This is a genomic window from Mycolicibacterium brumae (assembly GCF_025215495.1).
GTDB lineage: Bacteria > Actinomycetota > Actinomycetes > Mycobacteriales > Mycobacteriaceae > Mycobacterium > Mycobacterium brumae.
This window is the reverse complement of sequence record NZ_CP104302.1, coordinates 1,701,286-1,725,301: the sequence shown is the minus strand read 5'-3', so window position 1 is coordinate 1,725,301 and position 24,016 is coordinate 1,701,286. Positions and strand designations below refer to the sequence as shown.

Here is a 24,016-nt window from a genome sequence, read left to right as displayed (position 1 = left end):
TGTCGGGCATGACGCAGCTGGAGCCGGCGCTGGCCGAACTCGCCGGGCGACTCGGGGTCGCGACCGGATATCACGACGGCCTCGGCAACTGGGTTCCCGCGCCGGAATCAACGCTGGTGGCGGTGCTGGGCGCACTCGGGGCGCCCGCGGCCACCGCCGAGCAGCGCAGCGCGTCGGCCGCGGAATTGGACCGCAAGCGCTGGGCGCGTCCACTGCCCCCGACCACGGTCGCCGCCACCGGCGTCGCGCCACGGGTGTGGGCGCACGTCACGCACGGCGCGCCCGCCACGGTGTGGGTCACTCTCGAGGACGGCGGTCTGCGCCGGGACGTCACCCAGGTCGACAACTTCACCCCGCCGTTCGACCTGGACGGCCGGCTGGTGGGCGAGGCCAGCTTCGAGTTGCCCGCCGACCTGCCGCCCGGGTATCACCGGGTGTCGTTGCGCTCCACCGGATCCGAGGGTGAGTGGACCGCCGACGCGGCGCTGATCATCACCCCGTCCTGGTTGGGCCTGCCGGCCCGGGTCGGGGACCGTCGGCTGTGGGGCCTGTCGGCCCAGCTCTACAGCGTCTGCTCGAAGCAGTCCTGGGGCGTCGGCGACCTGACCGACCTCACCGATCTGGCGGTGTGGTCGGCCGCGCGGCATCAGGCCGGGTTCGTGCTGATCAACCCGTTGCACGCCGCCGAACCCGTGCCGCGGATGGAGCCCTCGCCGTACCTGCCGACGTCCCGGCGTTTCGTCAACCCGATGTACCTGCGGGTGGAGGCCATCCCCGAGTACGCCGAACTGGACAAGCGCGGGCCGGTCCGCCGGCTGCGGCAGCAGGCCCGGCGCCGGCTGCGCCAGCCGGGCGTGATCGACCGCGATGTGGCCTGGCCGGCGAAGCGCGACGCCCTCAAACTGGTCTACGGCGTCAAGCGCACCGCCGGCCGGGAGTTGTCCTACGCCGCGTTCCGGGCGCGCGAGGGCGACGCGCTGGATGACTTCGCGGTGTGGTGCGCGCTGGCCGAGAAGTACGGCAATGACTGGCGCGTCTGGCCCGAGGAGCTGCGACGGCCGGGATCTCCGCAGGTCGCCGCCTTCGCACGACGCCACCCCCGGCGGGTGGATTTTCATCGCTGGCTGCAGTGGCTGATCGACGAGCAGATGGCGAACGCGCAGTCGGCGGCCATCCGCGCGGGTATGCCGCTGGGCCTGATGACCGATTTGGCCGTCGGGGTGCACCCGTACGGCGCGGACGCATGGGCGCTGCAGGACGTGCTGGCCGTCGGGGTGAACGTGGGGGCCCCACCGGATGAGTTCAACCAGCTCGGACAGGACTGGTCGCAGCCGCCGTGGCGGCCGGACCGGCTGGCCGAAACCGAGTACGAGCCGTTCCGGGCGGTGATCGCGGCGGCGCTGCGGCACGCCGGTGGCGTCCGGATCGATCACATCATCGGCCTGTTCCGGCTGTGGTGGATTCCCGAGGGCGCGCTGCCCACCGCGGGCGCCTACGTGCACTACGACCACGAGGCGATGATCGGCATCGTCGCGCTGGAGGCCGCCCGGGCCGACGCGCTGGTGGTCGGCGAAGACCTGGGCGTGGTGCAGCCCTGGGCCCGGGACTATCTGCGCGCCCGCGGCATTCTGGGCACCTCCATTCTGTGGTTCGAGACCGACGACTGGGGTGACGGGGGCCCGCTGCGGGCCGAATATTGGCGGGAGTACTGCCTGTCCGCGGTCACCACACACGACCTGCCGCCGACGGCCGGTTACCTGGCCGGCGAGCACGTCGCGTTGCGCGATCAGCTCGGTCTGCTGACCCGGCCGGTCGCCGAGGAGTTGGCGGCCGCGGCGGCCGAGCAGGCGGGTTGGCTGGCCGAGCTGCGCCGCGTCGGGCTGCTGCCGGCGGACGGGGACGCCGACGAGGAGTCGGTGGTCACGGCGCTGTACCGCTATCTCGGGCGCACCCCGTCCCGGTTGCTGACGCTGGCTTTGACCGACGCCGTCGGCGACCGGCGCACCCAGAATCAGCCCGGCACCAGCGACGAGTACCCGAACTGGCGGGTGCCGCTGTCGGACCCCGGCGGGCGGCCGATGTCCTTGGAAGAGGTCTTCGCCGACCGTCGGGCGGCGGCGTTGTGCGAGGTCATGCGGTCTGCGGTGTTGCCACGCAATTGACGTGCGGCGGGGTGAAACGTTTCCCGGCCGCGCGCGGATATACCGTGCGACGGCCGCTGCGCCCGGGCCGCCGCTGCGTTATCGTTCCAACGCGGACAATTACGGAGGTCGTGTGAAGAAGTTGGCCCTGCTGGCTGGTGGTTGCGGCGCTGTGGTTGCCATGGCGGTCATCGGCGCCGGCCCGGCCGCCGCCGACGCGCCCGATGTGACCGGTGAGACCTACGGCGCCGCGGTGCAGATCCTGAAGTACCAGGGCTACAAGCCCGTCTTCGCCGGCTCGATCGGCAAGGACCTGCCGCAATCCCAGTGCTTGGTGATCGCCCAGGATTCGGCCGGCCAGACCCAGCGGTTGCGACTGGACTGCAAGTTGCCCAAGGGCGAGGAGAAGCCGGACGCCCCGAACACCCACCGGATGGTTCCGCCGGGTGGATCGATGCCGACCGCGCCCGACGGCCACGGTCAGACCGACAACCGGCCCACTCCGGGCGCCGGCACGGTCACGGTCACCCCGCGGCCCGTCGGCTAGCACCTCCTGGCTATTGCAATAATCACTTAGGTGTTCCCCGATCTCGGGCTGCCCTGGCTGCCCCGGCCACCGTCTCCGGCGGTGTGGGCGGCTTCGGCCACCGCGGCGATGGCGTATCAGGCGCTGTTGTCGACGGCCAGTCGGCTGGCCGCCGGCCGCCGCGTCACGGTGCGGCTGGACGCCGGGGACCTGGTCGCCACCGTGGAGCGATTCGACGTCCCGCTGGCGCCCACCCGGGTCGCGTTCGGCAAACTTGACGACCTCACCCTGGATCTCTCCGACATCCATTGGCAGGGAACGGTTTTCGAGCGGTTGGAGATCGTGCTGCGCAATGTGAAGGTGCGCGCGGACCCACTGCCGATGCTGATCGCCGGACCGGTGGATCTGAGCGTGCAGGTGCACGGCGAGGAGGTCGCCGAGTTGCTGGCGGCGTTTGAGCCGAGGCTGGCCGCCGGGTTCGGCCGTCATGGCCTGGCCCGGTTGTGGTGGGCCCGGCGGCCGGCGATGGGATGGCTGGAGGTGGCGCCGGAGCTGCACGGTTCGGGACTGTGGCTGCGCCCGCGCGCGCTGGGCTGGCGGGATCGTCGGTTGCGTTTGCCGGCCTGGACACCGGCGCGTTCGGTCCCGCTGACGGGACTGCCGCACGGGCTGGTGGTCAGCGACCTCGAGCTGGGCGCCGACAATCTGGTGGTCCGAGGCCGGTTGGCGCACTGGCGGGTGGAGCTGGCCAAGGCGCGGCTGGAGAACATCGTGGCTGCACTCGGCGCGGCCGGCCTGCCGCTGTTGAACCTGCGGGGCTCCGCCCAAGAGACCTGAAAATTCGTGTCGGGCAGCCCCGGCCGCGCACCGTAGGGTCGAATCAGACACCGGCGTCGTCGGTGCCGGAGCCGGATTGGGGAGTCGATGGGATCGGTGTCGCAGTTGGACGCCGGCCGTGGCCGCCCCGGCCCGGACGAGGCGCTGCTGGCGCGGGCGCACACCCGGGTGGTGCCCGCCGCCCGGCTGGGGCCCACCGGTCCGGCGTTCTCCTACGCCTGGCGGATCGCCGACGGTTTGCGTGAGGTGCTGTGTGTGCCGAAGCCCGACGGGGGCCTGAGCTATCTGGGCGCGGCGCAGTTGCGCGGCTTCGGCGAGGCCGCCGTGGACCGGCTGCGGGCGGCCGGTCGGGCCCACACCGCGGCCGCGCCGATCGAAACGGTGGAGCGCCGCAACCGTCGGACCGGCGAATACCTGGCGCTGTCGGGATCCTCGCCGTTCATCGGCTCCAAGATCGTCGACCCGGTGGCCATGACTGCCGGGCACCTCGACACGCTGGACCCGTCGCTGCCGGCGCCGGACGGATCGGACTGGTTGCTGGTCGGCGCGCCGACCGCACACCTGCTGCTGGTGCACCGACCCTCGTCGATGCGGTCGTTTCTGACGGCCATGCACGCGATGGCCCAAGACTGCCAGCAGCTATGCGCGCAGCGCCCGGCGCCGATCAGCGCCGATCTGCACCTGTGGCGCCCGGAGGAGCTGTGTCCGATCATCCGGGCGGATCCGGAGACCGGCGAGCCGGCGGTCACCGATCCGGACCTTTTCGAATCGGTGCTGCGCCGGCTCCGTCGTTGAGGCATCAGTCCCCGCTGGGCAGCCGCCGGCCGGTGAACCGGACCGGGTAGCCACCGAATTCGGCCAGGCTGCGCAGCTGCTTGAGGGCGAACGTCCGGCCGCGGCCGGACTCCGGCACGACGACCCCGGCCCACAGCCCTTCGGCGCCACCGGCTTCCACGGCGTCGCGGGCGCACAGCCAGCGGCGGGGGCAGGCTCGGCAGATGGCCTTGGCCTCGGCGTCGGGAGCGTCGAACCAGCGATCGGGATCGGTGGCGCACACTCCGAGGGCCAGCTCGAGCGGAACTGCTGCGGACATCGGGGCCTCCCGGAAGTTTGGCGGCGCACCCGCTGTGCGCCCTGTGCTACGACTTTAACATAAAACCGTAGCGTTGCAACATTTTCTCGAAGCGGACCCGCACTCCCCCGTAAAATCTGCTATTTACCTGCAGATTTATGCCGCCACGGGCGGTGCCTAGGCCACGCCACAACACCTCGAAACGGCGATTTCATGTCGTGTCGCTACACCAAAACGCTGTTTTGTATCGGCTATCCGTAGCGTTGTCCCTCACCAGCCGAAGCGATATGCTGCAGTCGACCGGTCTGACATGTAGCGAGACGCAACAGGAGGAAGCCGCCCCGATGGAGGAATCCGGACGCCCGCCCACCCTGACCGTGCGCTGCGGCGGGCAGCTCGCGACCGTCGGACCCGAACGCGGCGAGGTCACCCTGGGCCGCGACCCGTCGTCGGTGCTGCGGATGGATCATTCCTGGCTGTCGCGCACCCATGTCCGGCTGCGGCCCGAGGGCGCGAACTGGATCGCCATCGACAACAGCCGCAACGGCATCTTCGTCGACGGCGCCCGGGTCGAACAGCTGAGCATCCGTGACGGGATGACGCTGCGGCTCGGCGACGCCGAGGGCGTGGCGGTGGACTTTTTCCTCGGCGATGTCGACGAATCCGATCTCCGCGAGGCCGACGAGGGCCTGACCAGCGAAGAGGCCATCGATCCGGCGATTGCCCGGGCAGGCTCGGCCGTCGCCGCGCGCCGTCGCGAACTGGAGCTGACCCAGCGCGGCCTGGCCCGGGACAAGATCATCAACGCCGGCGCGCTGATCGCCTTCGAGAAGGGCCGCAGCTGGCCGCACGAGAGCACCCGGGCCAAATTGGAGCAGGTGTTGCAGTGGCCGGCTGGCTCGATCGCCAATCTCCGGGACGGCGGCACGTCTCCGGACGAAGAGTCCACCCAGGTGATCTCGACGGCGGTGGCCTCGCCGCTGATCGCCCAGACCATCCAGCTGGCGCTCAAGAGCATCGAGACGGCCACCGAGGCGCTGCCCGCGCAGGACTCCGCCGAGTACAACACCCGGGTCGGCGCCATCCTCACCGACCTGCGCAATCTGCAGACCGTGGCGGCAGACGCCGCCAAGAACGCCCCGGGCACTCCGGCGCTGGTGTTGGCCCTGGGCGCGGTGCGCCGCCGCCATGACGAGCTCATCGAGCGGGCGGCCGCCGCACCGGAGGCGCCGTTGGGCCGCCGGCTCTACGCCGCGCGTCGCCGCGCCAGCCTGACCGCCGACGACGCCGCGCTGGCGGCCGGCCTGCCGACCGGCGCCATCACCGCGGCCGAGGCCGAGCAGCCGATACCCGAGCCGACTCGCGCCGCGCTGGAAGCGTTGATCGAACAGCTCTGACCCGGGCTGGAAATAAGATACCCCATGGGGTATGTTGCTCTCAGTGTCATATACCCCCTTAGGTATTTAGGAGCGCGGACCCATGAAGTTCATCCAGTACTACCTCGACTGCCTGTCACATGCGTCCTACCTGGTCGCCGACGAGACCACCGGCCGCGCGGTCGTGGTCGACCCGCAGCGCGACGTCTCGGAGTACCTGGCCGACGCGCAGCGGCTCGGCTTGCGGATCGAGCTGGTCATCGAGACCCACTTCCACGCCGATTTCCTGTCCGGACACCTGGAACTGGCCGAGGCCACCGGCGCCCAGATCGTGTACTCCGCGGTCGCCGAGCCCGAATTCGACTTCCTGGCCGTCGCCGACGGCCAGCGCCACTCCCTCGGCGAGGTGACCCTGGAATTCCTGCACACCCCCGGCCACACGCCGGAGTCGATGAGCGTTGTCGTCTACGAGCACGCCGAGGACCCCGTGCCCTACGGAGTGTTGACCGGCGACACCCTGTTCATCGGCGACGTCGGCCGCCCCGACCTGCTGGCCTCGATCGGCGTCACCCGCGAGGAGTTGGCCGACAAGCTCTACGACTCGCTGCGCGCCAAGTTGATGACGCTGCCCGATGACACCCGTGTCTACCCGGCCCACGGCGCCGGCTCGGCCTGCGGCAAGAACCTGTCCACCGAATTGTGGTCGACCATCGGCGACCAGCGGGCCACCAACTACGCGCTGCGCGATATGGACAAGGCCACCTTCCTGGAACTGGTCACAGCCGGGCAGCCGCCTGCGCCCGGATACTTCGTCTACGACGCCATCCTCAATCGCAAGGACCGGCCGTTGTTGGACGAGAGCGCCATGCCCCCGGCGATGGACTACGACCGGATGCGCGCCGCCGTCGACGCCGGCGCCATGCTGATCGACGGACGCGACCCCGAGGAGTTCGCCACCGGCCATCTGAGCGACGCGGTCAATGTCGGGCTCGGCGGCCGATACGCCGAATTTGCCGGGTCGGTCGTCCCGCACGACGTCGACATCGTGCTGATGATCGATGAGGGACAAGAGCTTCAGGGCAAGAACCGGCTGGCCCGGATCGGCTTCGACCGGGTGATCGGCTACCTGGCCAACCCGGTGGCGGCGATGCTGGAGCACCAAGATCAGGTGCGCCGGGCGTCCCGGCTGACCGCGCAGGCCTTCGACGAACGCACCCGTGACGTCGCGAACCTGCAGATCGTCGATGTGCGCAACCCCGGCGAGGCCGAGGACGGCATGATTCCCGGGGCGGTGAACATCCCGGTCGGCCAATTGCCGGCCCGCGCCGGGGAACTCGATCCGAACCGGCCCACCGTGGTGTACTGCGCCGGCGGGTACCGTTCCTCGGTGGCGGCCAGTCTGCTGCGCCAGCGCGGCTTCGGCGATGTCAGTGACATCCTGGGCGGCTACCAGGCCTGGGCCGAGGCCATCCAGCACGCCTGAACCAGAGATATTCGCGAAAAGAGACAGCCATGAACACAACGGCACACCACAAGATCCTCATCGTCGGCGGCGGAACCGCCGGAATCACCGTGGCGGCGCGGCTGCTGCGCGCCGGCGAGACCGACGTCGCGGTCATCGAGCCGTCGGCGCGGCACTACTACCAGGCGATGTGGACGCTGGTCGGTGGCGGAAAGGCCAAGGCCGCGGGCACCGAGCGCCCCGAAGCCTCGGTGATGCCGAAGAAGGCGATCTGGATCAAGAATTCCGCGGCGGCCTTCGACCCGGAGAACAACGCGGTCGAATGCGCCGACGGCGCCCGCTACGGCTACGACGTGCTGGTGGTCGCGCCCGGCATCCAGCTGGATTGGGACCGCACCGACGGGCTGCCCGAGGCGATGGACACCTCGGTGGTGGCCTCCAATTACGGCTTCGAGTTGGCCCCCAAGACCTGGGAGCTGATCCAGGCCACGACGTCGGGCTCCGCGGTGTTCATGATGCCGTCCGGCCCCATCAAATGCGCCGGCGCGCCGCAGAAGATCGCCTATCTGGCCTGTGACCATTGGCGTAAGACCGGGGTGCTGAAGGACATCGACGTTCACCTGGTGCTGCCGACGCCGCGGATGTTCGGCATCCCGGCCATCGCCGACAGCCTCGACAAGGTCGCCGCGAACTACGGCATCACCGTGCACACCGAGTCGGAGATCACCGAGATCGACGCCGACGCGCGCAAGGTGACGATCAGCTCGCTCGGTCCCAGCGGCGACCCCGGCACGCTGGGTTTCGACATGCTGCACGCGGTGCCCCGGCAGTCCGCTCCGGATTGGGTGAAATCCAGCCCGCTGTCGACCGGCGACGCCATGGGCTATGTGGAGGTGGACAAGCACACCCATCAGCACGTGCGGTACCCGAACGTGTTCAGCCTGGGGGATGCCGGCAGCACGCCGAACTCCAAGACCGGCGCGGCGATCCGCAAGCAGGCGCCCGTGGTGGTGGAGAACATCCGCGCGTTCCTGGGCGGTCGGCCGCTGCCCGGCCGGTACGACGGATACGCGTCCTGCCCGATCGTCACCTCGGGCCACGACATGCTGCTCGCGGAGTTCAACTACGACTTCGAGATCACCCCGACCTTCCCGGGGTTGGACCCCACCGTGCCGCATCGCCCCTACTGGTTCCTGAAGCGCTACGGGCTGCCCTTCATGTACTGGAATCTGATGCTGCGGGGCCTGGCCTAGGGTGATCGCCGCGTGACCGGGGCAACACCGCGCTGAGACGCCGATGGCCGGGCGGAGCCGCACCCGCGCCACCGATGACCAGTGCGAACACCCGAGAATGTGGCCTGGAACTGCGGTTTTCCGATCCGGTGACGGTCGCCACAATTTTTGACGGCCATCGGAAATGCTCTCTAGCGTCGATCGGCATGTTCGTACTTGCCACGCTTTTGACCCTGGTCAATCAGGTCTCCGGCACGCCGTACGTTCCTGGCGGCGACTCCCCCGCCGGGACCGACTGCTCCGGACTCGCATCCTGGGTGTCGAACGCGGCCAGCGGCCGCCCGGTCTACGGCGACCGGTTCCACACCGGCAACCAGGAAGCCGCCCTACTGGCCCGCGGGTTCCGCTACGGCACCGCGCCCAACGCGCTGGTGATCGGGTGGAACGGCGGTCACACCGCGGTCACCCTGCCCGACGGCACCCCGGTGTCCAGCGGTGAGGGCGGCGGCGTCAAGATCGGCGGCGCCGGCGCGTACCAAAGCGGCTTCACCAAGCACATGTACCTGCCGATGGAGGAGATCCCCGCGGCCCCCGTCGAGCTGCCCCCCGGCGCGCCGCTGCCCCCGCCGCCCGCCGAGCCGGTCATCATTCCGGTCGCGGACATCCAGCCCGGAGCCCCGGTTCCCCCGCCCCCGGGTGAGCTGCCGCCGCCCCCGGCCGAACTGCCCCCGCCGCCCGCCGAGGTCGCCCCTGCCGTCTTCGCCCCGGAGCTGCCGCCGCCCGGCGCCCCGGCGCCCGCCCAGCCCGCCTGACGCGCGGGCGAACGGCCCGATTGCCCATTCCGAGCGAACTCACAGTAAGGTTCAGGCGTGTCTGAACTCGATCGTCGCAGCATGATGTTGATGTCCGGATTCGGTGTGCTGGCCGCCGCCGTGGCCACGCCGCAGGCGTTCGCCGCCCCGGCCGGTGGTTTCCCGGCCGCCCCGGTGCCCGAAACCAACACCGGCGGGTTGATCTGGTCCGACGAGTTCGACGGCCCGGCGGGCTCCGCCCCGGACCGCTCGAAGTGGGTCATCTCCACCGCCCGCGAGACCATCAAGAACCCGGTGTTCTGGGACCGCCCGGAGAACATGGGCCAGTACCGCGACTCCCGCGAGTACGTGTTCCTGGACGGCAACTCCAACCTGGTGATCCGCGCCGTGCGAGACGGCAACAAGTACACCAGCGGCAAGATCACCGGCACCTTCGCCGGTCAGATCGGCACCACCTGGGAGGCCCGGATCAAGTTCGACTGCCTCACCAACGGCTGCTGGCCGGCATGGTGGCTGCACAACGAGGTTCCCGGCGGCGAAGTGGACCTTGTCGAGTGGTACGGCAACCAGGACTGGCCGTCGGGCACCACGGTGCACGGCACCCTGTGGGGCGACACCTTTGCGACCCGCCCGCACCCGGTGGACAGCGCCTGGCACACCTGGCGCTGCACCTGGGATCACAACGGCATGTACTTCTGGCAGGACTACGAGACCGGTATGGAGCCCTACTTCGTGGTCCCGGCCTTCTCGCTGGAGCCGTGGCCGTTCAACCTGCCCGGCTTCGCCTTCAACCCGGTGCTCAACCTCGCGGTGGCCGGCAGCGGCGGCGGCGATCCGGCCGGCGGCAACTACCCGGCGCAGATGCTGGTGGACTGGGTCCGCGTCTTCTGACGGTGAGCGGCGCCCCGGACATCCGTGTCCGCCGGGTCTACGACGACCCCTCCCCTGACGACGGCCGGCGCGTGCTGGTCGACCGGCTGTGGCCGCGCGGCGTCAGCAAGGAACACGCCAAGCTGGACCTGTGGTGCAAGGACGTCGCGCCCAGCACCGAACTGCGCAAGTGGTACAACCACGACCCCGCGCTGTTCGACGAATTCGCCGAGCGCTACCGGGCCGAGCTCACCGCGCCCGCAGCCGCCGAGGCGCTGAACCACCTGCGCGAACTCGCCGCCACCGGCCCGCTGACCCTGCTGACCGGCTCGAAGGCCGTCGACATCAGCGACGCCGCGGTGTTGGCCGGATTGTTGGCCGACGGTTAGCCGCGTTGTGACCTCCGCGCGCCTCGTTCGGTCAGGGCGTCCGTCGAAGGTGCGCACAGGTCCGTTTCTGGGCGCGAACGTGCGCCGAGGTTCGCAAACACCCAGGACAGGGTGAACCTGCGCGCACCCTCGAAACCGGATCTGTGCGCACCCTCGCGACCGTGGCGCCCCATGGTCGGGCCGTGCGTCGGCCATCCGCGTCGCGCCCGACGGTTCAGACCCAGCCGTCAGCGCCCGAAGCCGGCGTTTCGCAACGCGTCGGCCATCGAGCCCTGCGGCGCCTGCGAACGCCCTCCCGCCTGCGAACGCCCGCCCCGCTGCTGCCCGCCCTGCTGCTGGCCCCGCTTTGACCGGCCTTGCTGCGGCGCGCGGCCCTCGGACCCGCCCTTCGGCTTGACCTCGTCACGTAGCCGCAGCGTCAACCCGATCCGCTGCCGTTCCACGTCGACGTCGACGACCTTGACCTTCACCACCTGCCCGGAGCGGACCACGTCGTGCGGGTCGGAGACGAACTTCTCCGACATCGCCGAGACATGCACCAGTCCGTCCTGGTGCACCCCCACGTCGACGAACGCCCCGAACGCGGCGACGTTGGTGACCACGCCTTCGAGCACCATCCCGACCTTGAGGTCGGCGACCTTCTCCACCCCGGCGGCGAACGCGGCGGTGGTGAACGCCGGCCGCGGGTCCCGGCCGGGTTTCTCCAGCTCGGCGAGGATGTCGGTGACGGTCGGGACGCCGAACCGCTCGTCGGCGAATTCGGCGGGCGTCAGCGCGCGCAGCGCCCGCTCGTCGCCGATGATCTCGGCCAGCGAGACACCCGCGCGGTCCAGGATGCGCCGAACCACCGGGTAGGCCTCCGGGTGCACCCCGGAGGCGTCCAGCGGGTCGTCGCCGCCGCGGATCCGCAGGAAGCCCGCGCACTGCTCGAACGCCTTGGGGCCCAGCCGCGGCACCGTCAGCAGCGCCATGCGGTTCGGGAACGCGCCGGCCGCGTCGCGGTGCGCGACGATGGACTCGGCCAGCGACTCCGATATCCCCGACACCCGCGCCAGCAGCGGCGCCGAGGCCGTGTTGAGGTCTACGCCGACGGCGTTGACCGCGTCCTCGACCACCGCGTCGAGGCTGCGGGCCAGCGTGCCGGGGGTGATGTCGTGCTGGTACTGGCCCACCCCGATGGATTTCGGCTCGATCTTCACCAGCTCGGCCAGCGGGTCCTGCAGCCGCCGGGCGATGGACACCGCGCCGCGCAGCGTCACATCCAGCTCGGGCAGCTCGTGGGCGGCGTACGGGGAGGCGGAGTACACCGACGCCCCGGCCTCGCTCACCACGGCCTTGACCGGCGCCGCAGCGCCTGCGGCGCGTAGATCGTTGATCAGTTCAGTGGCCAGCGCGTCGGTTTCCCGGCTCGCGGTGCCGTTGCCGATGGCCACCAGCTCCACGCCGTGCCGGGCGATCAACGCGGCCAGGGTGGCCTTGGCCTGCTCCCACTGCCGTTGCGGCTGGTGCGGATACACCGCGCAGGTGTCCAGCACCCGGCCGGTGCCGTCGACGACGGCGACCTTGACCCCGGTGCGGAACCCGGGATCCAGCCCGAGAGTGGCGCGCTGCCCGGCCGGCGCCGCCAGCAGCAGGTCGGTGAGGTTGCGGGCGAACACCGACACCGCGTCGGCCTCGGCGCGCTGGCGTAGCCGGACCCGGGCGTCGACGGCCGCGGAGAACATCAGCCGGGTGCGCCAGGCGAACCCGACGACGCCGGCCAGCCAGCGCCCGCCCGGACCGGCCGCCGACAAGTCGACCCCCAGCGACGCGGCGACCATGGACTGGTAGACCGCGTCGTCGCCGGCGTCGAAGGTGATGGCCAGCACCTTCTCCTTCTCCGCGCGCATCACCGCGAGCACCCGGTGCGACGGCAGCGTCTGCGTCGACTCGGAGAACTCGAAGTAGTCCCGGAACTTCTGCGCCTCCGGGGTCTTGGCGACCTCGTCGGACCACGGTGCGGTGCGCAGCCGGGCCTCGGCGAAGAACTTCTCCCGAACCGCGCCGACCAGCTCGGCGTCCTCGGCGGCACGCTCCACCAGAATGTGCCGGGCGCCGTCCAGCGCCGCGGCCGCGTCGGCGACCTCTTCGGTGACAAAGGCCGCGGCCTCGGTCTCCGGATCCAGCGATGGATCGGCCAGCAGTCGCTCGGCCAGGGGTTCCAGACCGGCCTCCCGGGCGGCCTGGGCCTTGCTGCGGCGTTTCGGCTTGTACGGCAGGTAGATGTCCTCCAGCCGGGCCTTGGTGTCGGCGGCCAGCAGCGACGCGCGCAGTTCGTCGGTGAGCTTGCCCTGCTCGTCGACCGAGGCCAGGATCGCCGAGCGCCGGTCGTCGAGTTCGCGGAGGTAGCGCAGCCGTTCCTCCAACAGCCGCAGCTGCTGGTCGTCCAGGCTGCCGGTGGCCTCTTTGCGGTACCGGGCGATGAACGGGACGGTGGCGCCCTCGTCGAGCAGCCGCACCGCGGCGCCGGCCTGATCCTCGCGGACACCGAGCTCCTCGGCGATACGGGTCGTGATGGATTTGACGGCGGGGCTCGGTTTCACGGCTGCAGACCCTACCGAAGCGGACCCGTGGCGATCCCCGCCGCCTCGCCGCTCATCTGTCACAGTGAAGGAACCCCTTGCCCACGCCCCAGGAGGATCTGAACTGATGACGTCCAACCGAGTGGTGATCCGCGCCGGGCTGGCCTGCGGTCTGCTGGCCGCCGCGGCGGTCGTCGCGCCGGCTGCCGGCGCCGACGACCCGAACTGGGCCGGCCGGTACAAGATCACCTTCCACACCGATCAGAAAACTGGCACCAGCATGGCGGCCGGCCAGCAGGAGACGCCGTACGCCGCGTCCTATCTGTTCACCACCGAATGCGGCGACGACGGCTGCCTCGCCAAGGCCGTCGACGGCCCGGTCCCCAAGGACAATGTCTCCGCGGCGGTGTCCTTTGAGTGGACCGGCGCGCAGTGGGAGAAGTCGCGAGACTGGCGCTGGGACTGCCTGCTGCCCGACGGCACCATCACCTACGACCCGGCCACCTCGGTGACTGTCTACCGGCCGCAGCCCGACGGGTCGCTGACCGGCAGCTTCGACACCACCATCGACAGCGGGGACTGCGCGGGCACCGTCAATATCCCGGTGACCGCGCGTCCCGACTGACTCCTACGCTCGAACCTCCTCCAGCGCGGCGTTGAAGGTCTGCGACGGCCGCATGACCGCAGCAGTCAGTTTGGCGTCGGGCTGGTAGTAGCCCCCGATGTCTGCGGGGCTGCCCTGCACCTCGCCCAACTCGGCGATGATGGTCTCCTCGTTGTCGGCGAGCGTCTTGGCCAGCGGGCCGAAAGTCTCAGCCAGTTCGGCGTCCTCGCTCTGGTTGGCCAGCTCCTGCGCCCAGAACATCGCCAGGTAAAACTGGCTGCCGCGATTGTCTAGCTCCCCGGTCTTGCGCGACGGGCTCTTGTTCTCGTCCAGCAGCCGGCCGGTCGCCGCGTCCAGCGTCGAGGCCAGGATCTTCGCCTTGGCGTTGCCGGTCTTGACCCCGAGGTCCTCCAGGCTGACGGCCAGCGCCAGGAATTCGCCCAGGGAGTCCCAGCGCAGGTGGTTCTCCTCCACCAGCTGCTTGACGTGCTTGGGCGCCGAGCCGCCGGCTCCGGTCTCATACATGCCGCCGCCGGCCATCAAGGGCACGATGGACAGCATCTTGGCGCTGGTGCCCAGCTCCAGGATCGGGAACAGGTCGGTCAGGTAGTCGCGCAGGATGTTGCCGGTCGCCGAGATGGTGTCCAGGCCGCGGACCAGCCGCTCCAGCGTGTACCGCATCGCCCGGACCTGCGACATGATCTGGATGTCGAGGCCGTCGGTGTCGTGGTCGCCGAGGTAGCGGCGCACCTTCTTGATCAGTTCGTTCTCGTGCGGGCGGTACGGGTCGAGCCAGAACACCACCGGCATCCCGGACTGCCGGGTCCGGGTGACGGCCAGCTTGACCCAGTCCTGGATCGGCGCGTCCTTGACGATGCACAGCCGCCAGATGTCGCCGTCCTCGACGTTCTGGCTCAGCAGCACCTCGCCGGTGGCGTTGTCGACGATGTTGGCCACCCCGGAAGCGGGCACCTCGAAGGTCTTGTCGTGGGAGCCGTACTCCTCGGCCTTCTGCGCCATCAGGCCGACGTTGGGGACGGTGCCCATGGTGGTCGGATCGAACTGCCCGTTGGTCTTACAGAAGTTGATCATCTCCTGGTAGATCCGGGAGAAGGTCGACTCCGGGTTGACCGCCTTGGTGTCCTTGAGCTTGCCGTCGGCGCCGTACATCTTGCCGCCGGCCCGGATCATCGCCGGCATCGAGGCGTCGACGATGACGTCCGAGGGCGAATGGAAGTTGGAGATCCCGCGCGCCGAGTCCACCATGGCCAGTTCCGGCCGGTGCTCGTGGCAGGCGTGCAGGTCCTCGATGATCTCCTCGTGCAGCGACGCGGGCAGCGATTCGATCTTGCTGTACAGGTCCGACAGACCGTTGTTGACGTTGACGCCGAGCTCGTCGAACAGCTCCTGGTGCTTGGCGAAGGCGTCCTTGTAGAACACCTTGACCGCGTGCCCGAAGACGATCGGGTGGCTGACCCGCATCATGGTGGCCTTGACGTGCAGGGAGAACATCACGCCGGTCTTGTAGGCGTCCTGCATCTGCTCTTCGTAGAACTCGACCAGCGCGTTCTTGGACATGAACATCGAGTCGATGACATCCCCGGCGTCGAGCAGCACGGTGGGCTTGAGCACGACGGTCTCCCCGCCGTTGGTGATCAGTTCCATCCGCACATCGGTGTCGGCGTCGACGGTCATCGACTTCTCGCCGTGGTAGAAGTCGCCGTGGGTCATATGCGCGACGTGGGTGCGCGACGCGGGTGACCACTTGCCCATGCTGTGCGGGTGCTTGCGGGCGTACTCCTTGACCGCGCGCGGCGCGCGGCGGTCGGAGTTGCCTTCCCTCAGAACGGGGTTGACCGCGCTGCCCAGGCACTTGGTGTAGCGAGCCCGGGTTTCGGATTCCTCGTCGGTCTTCGGGTCGTCCGGGAAGTCCGGCAGGGCGTAGCCCTTGTCCTGCAGTTCCTTGATAGCCGCCTTCAGCTGCGGCACCGAGGCGCTGATGTTCGGCAGCTTGATGATGTTGGTCTGCGGGTCCTGGGTGAGCCGACCCAGTTCGGCGAGGTTGTCCGGCACCCGCTGGTCCTCGGTGAGGCAGTCCGGGAACTCCGACAGCACTCGCGCGGCAACCGAGATATCGCTGCCCGTGACCTCGATTCCGGCCGCGCCCGCGAAGGCCCGGATCACCGGCAGGAAGGCATAGGTCGCCAGCAACGGCGCCTCGTCGGTCAGGGTGTAGATGATGGTCGGCTGCTCTGCGCTCATAGGTGTCTCCCGGGCGTCGCGTGTTCAGTTGATCAGGCAAGGGTGATTGCGGCTATCAGTATTGTCTTCGGCCGTCGCGAATGTGCGGCCAGGGCGAAATTCGCCGCGGACCGGCGGGCAAACGGCGGGTCAAGCCGCGTCATCCGCTGCGGCAGCGCCGATCTGGTGCTTAGATTCATCCCAGCCAACGACCAGCCAAGCCTAGGAGGGACCCGAACTGGCCAGTTTCCGCAGGACGGCTGCCGTCGCAGCGTCGCCGACCGGCGCGCCCGGCGAACCCGCCCAACCCACCGTCGAGATCGACCGGGTCACCAAACGATTCGGCGAATTCACCGCCGTCAACGGCGCGGACTTCCAGGTCGGGCCCGGCGAGTTCTTCTCCCTGCTGGGGTCCTCGGGCTGCGGCAAGACCACGCTGCTGCGGATGATCGCCGGCTTCGAGACCCCCACCGAGGGCGCCATCCGGCTGCAGGGCGCCGACGTCTCCCGGGTGCCGCCGCACAAGCGCAATGTCAACACCGTCTTCCAGCACTACGCGCTGTTTCCGCACATGACGGTGTGGGACAACGTCGCCTACGGGCCCCGCAGCAAGAAACTGGACTCCGCCGAGGTGCGCCGCCGGGTGGACGACCTGCTGGCGGTGGTGCAACTGGACAGCTTCGCCCAGCGTCGGCCCGCGCAGCTCTCCGGAGGCCAGCAGCAACGCGTCGCGCTGGCCCGCGCGCTGGTCAACCACCCCAGCGCGCTGTTGCTCGACGAGCCGCTGGGCGCGCTGGATTTGAAGCTGCGCCACGCCATGCAGTTCGAACTCAAGCGCATTCAGCGCGAGGTCGGGATCACCTTCGTCTACGTGACCCACGACCAGGAGGAAGCGCTCACCATGAGCGACCGGATTGCGGTGATGAACGCCGGCAATGTCGAGCAGATCGGCACGCCGACCGAGATCTACGACCGGCCGTCGTCGGTGTTCGTCGCCGGGTTCATCGGCCAGGCCAATCTCTGGCACGGCGTGCAGACCGGGCGTTCCGGCGACCTCGCCGACATCGCGGTGCTCGGCACGACGCTGCCGGCCCGTCCCGGTGACACCGCGATCAACAACGGCGGCAAGGCCACCTTGATGGTCCGCCCGGAGCGGGTGCGGATCTCGATGGCGGCTCCGGCCGGCGCGGTCGGCGTGCCCGCGACGGTGGCGAACCTGACCTTCCAGGGCCCGGTGCTGCGGCTGCAGCTCGCGGCGGCCGACGATTCGCCGATCCTGGCGCACGTCGGGCCCGAGCAGGATCTGCCGATGCTGCGCCCCGGCGACACCGTGTACGTCAGCTGGTCCCCGGACGCGTCGCTGGTGCTGCCCGACGCGGACATCCCCACCACCGTCGACGAGCTCGAAGAACTGCTCGACGATTCCTGACGCGTCCGCGCCGACTCCCCTCTCCCACTCCTGCAGAAAGGCGCCGCCATGGCCCCCAAGAACATCGACCCCGCCCTGCTGGCCCGGCTGACCGGCAACCGCACCTCCCGGCGCCGCTTCCTGGGCGGCGCCGGCGCGGCGGCCGCCGCGCTGGCGTTCGGCCCGGCCGTGCTGTCGGCGTGTTCCAGTTCCTCCGACAGCCCGACCGCGGCGCCCAGCATGGAGCCCGACGACGGCGCGCCGGCCACCGGCACGCTGCGCGTCTCGAACTGGCCGTTCTACATGGCCGACGGGTTCGTCGCCGCGTTCCAGCAGGCCAGCGGGCTGACGGTGGACTACAAAGAGGACTACAACGACAACGAGGAATGGTTCGCCAAGTACAAGGAGCCCCTGTCGCGCCGTCAGGACATCGGCGCGGACCTGGTGGTGCCCACCCAGAACTTCGCGCAGCGGATGCAGGGCCTGGGTTGGCTCAACGAGATCCGCGAGTCCCGGGTGCCGAATAAGAAGAACCTGCGCGCCGACCTGCTCAACGACGCCTCCGATCCGGGCCGCAAGTTCAGCGCGCCGTACATGACCGGCATGGTCGGCCTGGCCTACAACAAGGCCGCCACCGGCCGCCCGATCACCAAGATCGAGGACCTCTGGGATCCCGCCTTCAAGGGCAAGGTCAGCCTGCTCAGCGATGTCCAGGACGGCCTCGGGATGATCATGAGCTCGCAGGGCAACCACCCGACCGACCCGACCGCCGAGACCGTCCAGCAGGCCGTCGACCTGATCCGGGAGCAGAAGGACCGCGGCCAGATCCGCAAGTTCACCGGCAATGACTACGGCGACGATCTGGCCGCCGGCAATGTGGTGGTCGCCCAGGCCTACTCCGGCGACGTGGTGCAGCTGCAGGCCGACAATCCGGACCTGGAATTCGTCATCCCCGAGTCCGGCGGCGACTGGTTCATCGACACCATGGCCATCCCGTACACCACGGCGAACCAGAAGGGCGCCGAGGCCTGGATCGACTACATCTACGACCGCGCCAACTACGCCAAGCTGGTGGCGTTCACCCAGTTCGTCCCGGTGCTCTCGGATATGACCGACGAGCTGGCCAAGATCGACCCGGCGCTGGCCACCAACCCGCTGATCAACCCGCCGCAGGACATTCAGGACAACCTGTACACCTGGCCCGCGCTCACCGACGAGCTGACCCAGGAGTTCAACACCATCTACACCTCCGTCACCGGGGGTTAGCCGCCTATGGCAGGGGTGGCCACCAGCAGTCGCCAGCGCAGCAGGATCGCGCCGTACCTGATGATCCTGCCGGCGCTGGCGTACCTGGCGATCTTCTTCGTGGTGCCGTTCTATTCGCTGTTTCGCACCTCGCTGTCGGAGATGGCCGGTTCGGTCTATCTGCCGACGCTGACGTTCGCCTGGAACTGGGGCAATTACGCCGACGCGTTCACGCTGTACTCCGACCAGATCGTCCGGTCGCTGACCTATGCGTTCGCCGCGACGGTCATCTCGCTGCTGCTGTCCTACCCGCTGGCCTATGTCATCGCGTTCAAATCCGGCCGGTACAAGAACCTGCTGCTCGGCCTGGTGATCCTGCCGTTCTTCGTCACCTTCCTGGTCCGGACCCTGGCCTGGAAAACGATCTTCGCCGACAACGGGTTCGTGGTGCAGGTGCTGGACACCCTCGGGCTGGTCGACGGGCGGCTGCTGTCCACACCGTGGGCGGTGATCGGCGGGCTGGTCTACAACTCGATGACGTTCATGATCCTGCCGCTGTACGTCAGCCTGGAGAAGATGGACCCGCGGCTGCTGGAGGCCTCCCGGGACCTGTACTCGTCGGGGGCCCGGGCGTTCCGGAAGGTGATCCTGCCGCTGTCGATGCCCGGCGTGCTGGCCGGCAGCCTGCTGGTGTTCATCCCGGCGATGGGTGACTTCATCAACGCCGACTACCTGGGCAGCACCCAGACCACCATGATCGGCAACGTCATCCAGAAGCAGTTCCTGGTGGTCAAGGATTACCCGGCCGCCGCGGCGCTGAGCTTCCTGCTGATGGCGATGATCCTGGTCGGCGTCCTTTCCTACACCCGCGCGCTGGGCACCGAGGAGCTGACGTGAGGACGGGGCGCTTCGCCGACATCGGGCTGCGCGTGGTCGCCGGCCTGGTGATGCTCTATATCTTCCTGCCGATCTTCGTGATCGTGCTGTTCTCGTTCAACAAACCTGCCGGCAAGTTCAACTACAGCTGGCAGGGATTCACCCTGGACAACTGGGCGGACCCGTTCAAGTATCCGGCGCTGACCAAGGCCATGGTGACCAGCCTGCAGGTGGCGGCGCTGTCCACCGCGATCGCGATCGTGCTGGGCTCGCTGCTGGCGATCGCCCTGGTGCGCCAGCGTTTCCGGGGCTCCAAGGCGGTCGAGACGTTCCTGGTGCTGCCGCTGACCGCGCCCGAGGTGGTGATGGGCGCGTCGCTGCTGACCCTGTTTCTGGACCTGGGCTGGCCGACGGGCTTCACCACGGTGTTGATCGCGCACGTGGCGTTCGAGATCAGCTTCATCGCGATGACGGTGCGGGCCCGGGTCCGCGGCTTCGACTGGACGCTGGAGGACGCGTCGCTGGACCTCGGCGCCAGCCCGACCCGGACGTTCTTCAAGGTCACGCTGCCGCTGATCGTGCCGGGCATCGTGGCCGCGGCCATGCTGTCGTTCGCGCTGTCGCTCGACGACTTCATCATCACCTACTTCGTCAGCGGCTCCACGGTGACCTATCCGCTGTTCGTCAACGCGTCGGTGAAGGCCGCCGTGCCGCCGCAGATCAATGTGCTTGCCACCGCGATCCTGCTGGTCAGCCTGGTGCTGCTGGCCGTCGGCACGCTGTACCGCCGCAAGCGGCTGACCTAGATGTGTTGGATGTAGTACCGCAGCCGGCTGATCGCGGGCTCGCCCGACTCGTCCTCGGCTCCGCCGAAATCCAGCAGCAGCACGCCGCGGCCGTCGCCGCCGCAGGTCGCGACCACCGACGACCCGCCGGTGTCGATCCGCTTGGCCCAGGTCGCCGCGCGCAGCCGCCGGCCCAAGTCGTCCAGGCCCACCGGGATGTCGTCGCCGATGCTGACCAGCGGGGTGCGGCCCAGCAACCGGCGCACCGCGAGTTGGTCGCCCCCGGCCAGCGCCGCCAGCAGCGCGTCGCCGAGTGCCCGGTCGGCGCGGCCGGTCCGCCGGCGTAAACCCTGGACCATGCCCAGCGCCCCGGCCGGGCCCTGGTTCACCAACAATTCCCGGCCGATGCCGAAGCCGGCCGGGATCGCCGCGCGGCCGCTGCGGATGAATCGCCACAGCGCGCCGGGCAACTCCCAGAACGCCTGCAGCTCGCTGATCCGGTTGCCGTCGTCGATGGCGTAGCGCAGGTAGGCCGGGATGCCCAGCGTCAGATCCGAACCGGTGGTCAGTTCGACGGTGAGGTCCCGCAGCACCGTGCGGCCGCTGACGATGTCGACGTCGCGGTGATACCGGATCCGGTTCGGCGCGATGAAGGTGTCGTAGAACCGCTCGATGTCCCGGCGTCCGGTGTGCGCGCGGGCGCCCACCGGGTATTCCACCCGGGCGTCGTCGGCGAAGGCGCCCACCCAGCCTTCGCGGTCGTGCGCGGCGGCCGCGGCGGGCAGCGCCTCCACCAGCGCGAGCAACTCGGCGCGCGTCGGCGCAGGCTCGCTCATCGGTCCGCGCCCGGGTCGGGAAGCGCGCCGACGATTTCCACGCCTTCGGCGCGCAACCCGTCGGCGACCGCGGCGACGTTGGGCGGGGCGACCGCCGCGGTCAGGTCCAGCAGCACCCGGGTGCGCAGCCCGGCGCGGGCGGCGTCCGCGGCGGTGGCCCGCACGCAGTAGTCGGTGGCGATGCCCACCACGTCGACCTCTTCGACACCGCGGTCGGCCAGCCACTGCGCCAAGCCCACCCCGTCGGCGTCGGCGCCTTCGAATCCGCTGTAGGCGGCCGAGTACGCGCCCTTGTCGAACACCGCCGCCGCGCCGGAGGCGTCGAACTCCGGATGGAACTCCGCGCCGTCGGTGCCGACCACGCAGTGCGGCGGCCAGGAGTCGACATAGTCGGGGTGGTCGGAGAAATGCGGTCCGGGATCGATGTGACGGTCGCGGGTGGCGACCACCGCGTCGTAGCCGTGCGGGCCGGCCAGCAACGCGCTGATCGCCCGGGCCGTCGACGCGCCACCGGCCACCGCCAGGGAGCCCCCCTCGCAGAAGTCGTTCTGGACATCGACGACGATCAACGCGCGCACATCTGACACCGTATCCCGTTCGGGCTCCGCTCCCGATCGGCCCGCGCCGGTAGATTGGCGGCCATGTCGACTGGTGGATTCGATCCCAACCTGCCCCCGCAGTACAACGCCCCCGGCGGTTACCCGCCGCCGGCCGGATTCGGCGCGCCGGCCGGCAAGCCCGGCGGTCTGGGCCTGCGCTTTGTGGCGCGACTGCTCGACGGCGTCATCGTCTACGTCGTCGCCGGGATCCTGTATCTGCCCGCCCGGATGGCGTTCGGGGACTCCGACGTCTACGGCATGGACACCTCGATCATGGTGACCGGGATGTTCTCCGGTTTGCTGACCTTCCTGTACTTCCTGGTGTTCGAGTCGCAGCTGGGCTGGACGCCGGGCAAGAAGGTGCTGGGCCTGAGCGTGCGCGGGCCGAACGGCGCCGCCAAACCGACTGCGTCCCAGGCCGCGACCCGGAACCTGTTCACCCTGCTGCCGCTGATTCCGTGCCTGGGCGGGTTGCTGGCGTTCATCGCCTACATCGTCATCGCGGTGACCATCAGCTCCAGCCCCACCAAACAGGGCAAGCACGATCAGCTGGCCGGCGGCACCCAGGTGCTCGAGTCCAGCTGACTCAGTTGTGGTGGGCGAAGTCCTGCCACGCGATCCGCTTCTCCCGCTCCGGGTCGAGTTCCACCCGGATGTCCTTGTCGAAGACCAGCACCGGGCGATCGCCGGTGTCGTAGCGGGGCCAGCCCTCCCCCGGCACGCCGGTGCGGCTGAACGCCCGCCACCGGTTCTGCAGCTCGTTGCTGACCCGCCGGGCGGATTTGCGGTCCCCGGCCGCGGTCAGCAGCGAACCGAACCGGCTGCGGTAGACGTCGAAGACGGCCAGCAGTTCGGTGGCATGGGTGGCGCCCAGACCCGACCAGGTCAGCGTGCGCGGCGCGTAGTCGTAGCGGTAGACGTAGGTCGGCGCGTGCTGGGTGTGCGACTCGGCCAGCGCCCAGGTGGCCGAGGAGAAGGTGAAGTCACCGCCGAACTGCAGGCACGCCGACGGGGCCGGGTACTCCGGGTAGGCCGACATCACCCGGTCGCGGCCCTCGATGCCGACGGTCGCCCACAGCGATTCGATGCGGCGCTCGGAGATCGGCAGCAGTTTCAGCACCCGGGTGAACAGCCGGGCCTCCTCGGCGTTGGTGCCCACGATCAGCGGGACCGGGTGCGCGGCGCCGGCCCGCATGGCGTCGATCGGATGCTGCGGCAGCAACTCGGTTCCGTAGGTCGGCCCGAGCGGGAACGCCCCGAACATGTCCTTGGTGGTGACCCTGATCAGGGTGTTGACCTGATCGACCAGCACCGCGGGGTCGGCGTCCATCAGGCCGGAGGCGGCGTCGCGCGGGTCAAGACCCAGGATCTCGGCGAACCGCGCGGCGTACATCGCCGACGTCTCGACCGACCGGGTCATACCCGCGGCCGGGCTTTCGGCGATCACCTGCGCGAACAGTCCCTTGGCCGACGGCACCGCCAGCAGCGTCGAAACCGCTTGGGCCCCGGCGCTTTCCCCGAAGATGGTGACCTTGTCCGGATCGCCGCCGAACACCGCGATGTTGTTGCGCACCCAGCGCAGCGCCAGCAGCAGGTCCTTGAGGAACAGATTGGACTCGATGCGGTACTCCGGCGTGGACAGCGCGGAGAGGTCCAGGCAGCCCAGCGGCCCAAGCCGGTAGTTCACCGACACGTACACGCAGCCGCGCCGAGCCAGCCCGGCCCCGTCGTAGATCGGGGTGGCCGAACTGCCCAGCAGGTAGGCGCCACCGTGCACGAACACCATCACCGGCAGCGGCTCGTCGTCGATCCGCTCGGGGGCGACGACGTTGAGCGTCAGGCAGTCCTCGCCCATCGGCTGGTACTTGCCGACGCCGGTCATGGTGTACATCCGGTGCTGCGGGGCGCACTTGCCGTACGCGTGCGCGCTGCGGACGCCGCTCCACGGTTGCACGGGGCGCGGGTCGCGGAAGCGCAGCGGCCCGACCGGCGGCGCGGCGTAGGGGATGGACCGCCAGCGGTGCACCCCGTCGCGGGTGAAGCCTTCGACCACGCCGGCGTCGATGGTGGCGCGAATGATGCGATCGTGCATCCCCCGACCGTAGTCGACACGCGTCAGCACGCGCCGCCGCCCTCCCGGCGCG

At 69.6% G+C, this 24,016-nt stretch carries 22 protein-coding genes; 16 read left to right on the top strand and 6 right to left on the bottom strand.

The annotated features are described in order from the left end of the window. The first annotated feature begins 8 nt into the window (after positions 1-8). The 4 genes from malQ to L2Z93_RS08340 all read left to right on the top strand — a co-directional run bounded on the left by malQ (position 9) and on the right by L2Z93_RS08340 (position 4,299). Positions 9-2,162, top strand: coding sequence for a 4-alpha-glucanotransferase (gene malQ / locus L2Z93_RS08355; RefSeq protein ID WP_090592938.1), 2,154 nt, complete (start codon positions 9-11; stop codon positions 2,160-2,162). 112 nt (positions 2,163-2,274) lie between these two features. Beyond that, complete coding sequence (locus L2Z93_RS08350) at positions 2,275-2,688, top strand: hypothetical protein (RefSeq protein WP_090592821.1); 414 nt, start codon at positions 2,275-2,277, stop codon at positions 2,686-2,688. Between the two features lie 30 nt (positions 2,689-2,718). Continuing rightward, positions 2,719-3,504, top strand: a complete 786-nt coding sequence (locus L2Z93_RS08345) for a hypothetical protein (RefSeq protein ID WP_090592818.1) — start codon at positions 2,719-2,721, stop codon at positions 3,502-3,504. Between the two features lie 87 nt (positions 3,505-3,591). Next, entirely contained in the window at positions 3,592-4,299 is a 708-nt protein-coding gene (locus L2Z93_RS08340) for a hypothetical protein (RefSeq protein WP_090592815.1), read from the top strand. Between the two features lie 4 nt (positions 4,300-4,303). Here the strand turns inward: L2Z93_RS08340 and L2Z93_RS08335 are convergent, their stop codons facing one another. Next, the gene (locus tag L2Z93_RS08335) at positions 4,304-4,597 is read right to left on the bottom strand and encodes a WhiB family transcriptional regulator (RefSeq protein ID WP_090592811.1); all 294 of its coding nucleotides are present in this window, start codon (positions 4,595-4,597) and stop codon (positions 4,304-4,306) included. A gap of 266 nt (positions 4,598-4,863) precedes the next feature. Between L2Z93_RS08335 and L2Z93_RS08330 the strand changes: the two genes are divergently transcribed. The 6 genes from L2Z93_RS08330 (at position 4,864) to L2Z93_RS08305 (ending at position 10,717) form a co-directional block, all read left to right on the top strand. Beyond that, complete coding sequence (locus L2Z93_RS08330; protein WP_162562025.1) at positions 4,864-5,973, top strand: FHA domain-containing protein; 1,110 nt, start codon at positions 4,864-4,866, stop codon at positions 5,971-5,973. 82 nt (positions 5,974-6,055) lie between these two features. Further along, positions 6,056-7,435, top strand: a complete 1,380-nt coding sequence (locus tag L2Z93_RS08325; RefSeq protein WP_090592804.1) for an MBL fold metallo-hydrolase — start codon at positions 6,056-6,058, stop codon at positions 7,433-7,435. A 29-nt stretch (positions 7,436-7,464) separates the two neighbouring features. After that, on the top strand, positions 7,465-8,667 hold the full coding sequence (locus tag L2Z93_RS08320) for an NAD(P)/FAD-dependent oxidoreductase (RefSeq protein ID WP_090592801.1): 1,203 nt from the start codon (positions 7,465-7,467) through the stop codon (positions 8,665-8,667). A 185-nt stretch (positions 8,668-8,852) separates the two neighbouring features. Continuing rightward, on the top strand, positions 8,853-9,458 hold the full coding sequence (locus tag L2Z93_RS08315) for a peptidoglycan endopeptidase (protein WP_128111754.1): 606 nt from the start codon (positions 8,853-8,855) through the stop codon (positions 9,456-9,458). 81 nt (positions 9,459-9,539) lie between these two features. Continuing rightward, on the top strand, positions 9,540-10,349 hold the full coding sequence (locus L2Z93_RS08310; protein ID WP_193438914.1) for a glycoside hydrolase family 16 protein: 810 nt from the start codon (positions 9,540-9,542) through the stop codon (positions 10,347-10,349). Positions 10,350-10,351: 2 nt separating this feature from the next. Then, on the top strand, positions 10,352-10,717 hold the full coding sequence (locus L2Z93_RS08305; RefSeq protein WP_202971898.1) for a DUF488 domain-containing protein: 366 nt from the start codon (positions 10,352-10,354) through the stop codon (positions 10,715-10,717). A 227-nt stretch (positions 10,718-10,944) separates the two neighbouring features. On the opposite strand, the gene L2Z93_RS08300 is transcribed toward L2Z93_RS08305, so the two are convergent. Continuing rightward, the gene (locus L2Z93_RS08300) at positions 10,945-13,299 is read right to left on the bottom strand and encodes a Tex family protein (protein WP_090589960.1); all 2,355 of its coding nucleotides are present in this window, start codon (positions 13,297-13,299) and stop codon (positions 10,945-10,947) included. Positions 13,300-13,405: 106 nt separating this feature from the next. Between L2Z93_RS08300 and L2Z93_RS08295 the strand changes: the two genes are divergently transcribed. Further along, the gene (locus tag L2Z93_RS08295; protein WP_128111755.1) at positions 13,406-13,903 is read left to right on the top strand and encodes an Rv2253 family sensor-like surface protein; all 498 of its coding nucleotides are present in this window, start codon (positions 13,406-13,408) and stop codon (positions 13,901-13,903) included. 3 nt (positions 13,904-13,906) lie between these two features. Here L2Z93_RS08295 and L2Z93_RS08290 read toward each other — a convergent pair whose 3' ends face one another. After that, positions 13,907-16,144, bottom strand: coding sequence for an NADP-dependent isocitrate dehydrogenase (locus L2Z93_RS08290; RefSeq protein ID WP_090589953.1), 2,238 nt, complete (start codon positions 16,142-16,144; stop codon positions 13,907-13,909). Between the two features lie 298 nt (positions 16,145-16,442). Between L2Z93_RS08290 and L2Z93_RS08285 the strand changes: the two genes are divergently transcribed. From L2Z93_RS08285 to L2Z93_RS08270, 4 genes are read left to right on the top strand one after another with little or no spacing between them, the layout of a single operon-like run. Beyond that, positions 16,443-17,552, top strand: a complete 1,110-nt coding sequence (locus L2Z93_RS08285; RefSeq protein ID WP_162561955.1) for an ABC transporter ATP-binding protein — start codon at positions 16,443-16,445, stop codon at positions 17,550-17,552. Between the two features lie 48 nt (positions 17,553-17,600). Continuing rightward, positions 17,601-18,797, top strand: coding sequence for a polyamine ABC transporter substrate-binding protein (locus L2Z93_RS08280; RefSeq protein WP_090589946.1), 1,197 nt, complete (start codon positions 17,601-17,603; stop codon positions 18,795-18,797). A 6-nt stretch (positions 18,798-18,803) separates the two neighbouring features. Then, complete coding sequence (locus tag L2Z93_RS08275; protein ID WP_090589943.1) at positions 18,804-19,673, top strand: ABC transporter permease; 870 nt, start codon at positions 18,804-18,806, stop codon at positions 19,671-19,673. A gap of 50 nt (positions 19,674-19,723) precedes the next feature. After that, complete coding sequence (locus tag L2Z93_RS08270) at positions 19,724-20,458, top strand: ABC transporter permease (protein ID WP_090590030.1); 735 nt, start codon at positions 19,724-19,726, stop codon at positions 20,456-20,458. Here L2Z93_RS08270 and L2Z93_RS08265 read toward each other — a convergent pair. Together L2Z93_RS08265 and L2Z93_RS08260 are read right to left on the bottom strand one after the other, a co-directional pair. Next, positions 20,455-21,273: a nuclear transport factor 2 family protein gene (locus L2Z93_RS08265; protein ID WP_090589941.1), complete on the bottom strand. Its 819-nt coding sequence runs from the start codon at positions 21,271-21,273 to the stop codon at positions 20,455-20,457. The genes L2Z93_RS08270 and L2Z93_RS08265 overlap by 4 nt on opposite strands. Next, positions 21,270-21,851, bottom strand: a complete 582-nt coding sequence (locus L2Z93_RS08260; protein WP_090589935.1) for an isochorismatase family protein — start codon at positions 21,849-21,851, stop codon at positions 21,270-21,272. Before L2Z93_RS08260 ends, L2Z93_RS08265 begins: the two co-directional genes overlap by 4 nt. 63 nt (positions 21,852-21,914) lie before the next feature. Here L2Z93_RS08260 and L2Z93_RS08255 point away from each other — a divergent pair, with 63 nt between their 5' ends. Further along, the gene (locus L2Z93_RS08255; RefSeq protein WP_090589932.1) at positions 21,915-22,457 is read left to right on the top strand and encodes an RDD family protein; all 543 of its coding nucleotides are present in this window, start codon (positions 21,915-21,917) and stop codon (positions 22,455-22,457) included. 1 nt (position 22,458) lies between these two features. Here L2Z93_RS08255 and L2Z93_RS08250 read toward each other — a convergent pair whose 3' ends face one another. Next, positions 22,459-23,964 (bottom strand): carboxylesterase/lipase family protein, encoded by a 1,506-nt coding sequence (locus L2Z93_RS08250; protein WP_090589928.1) that lies wholly within the window; start codon positions 23,962-23,964, stop codon positions 22,459-22,461. Between the last annotated feature and the right edge of the window lie 52 nt (positions 23,965-24,016).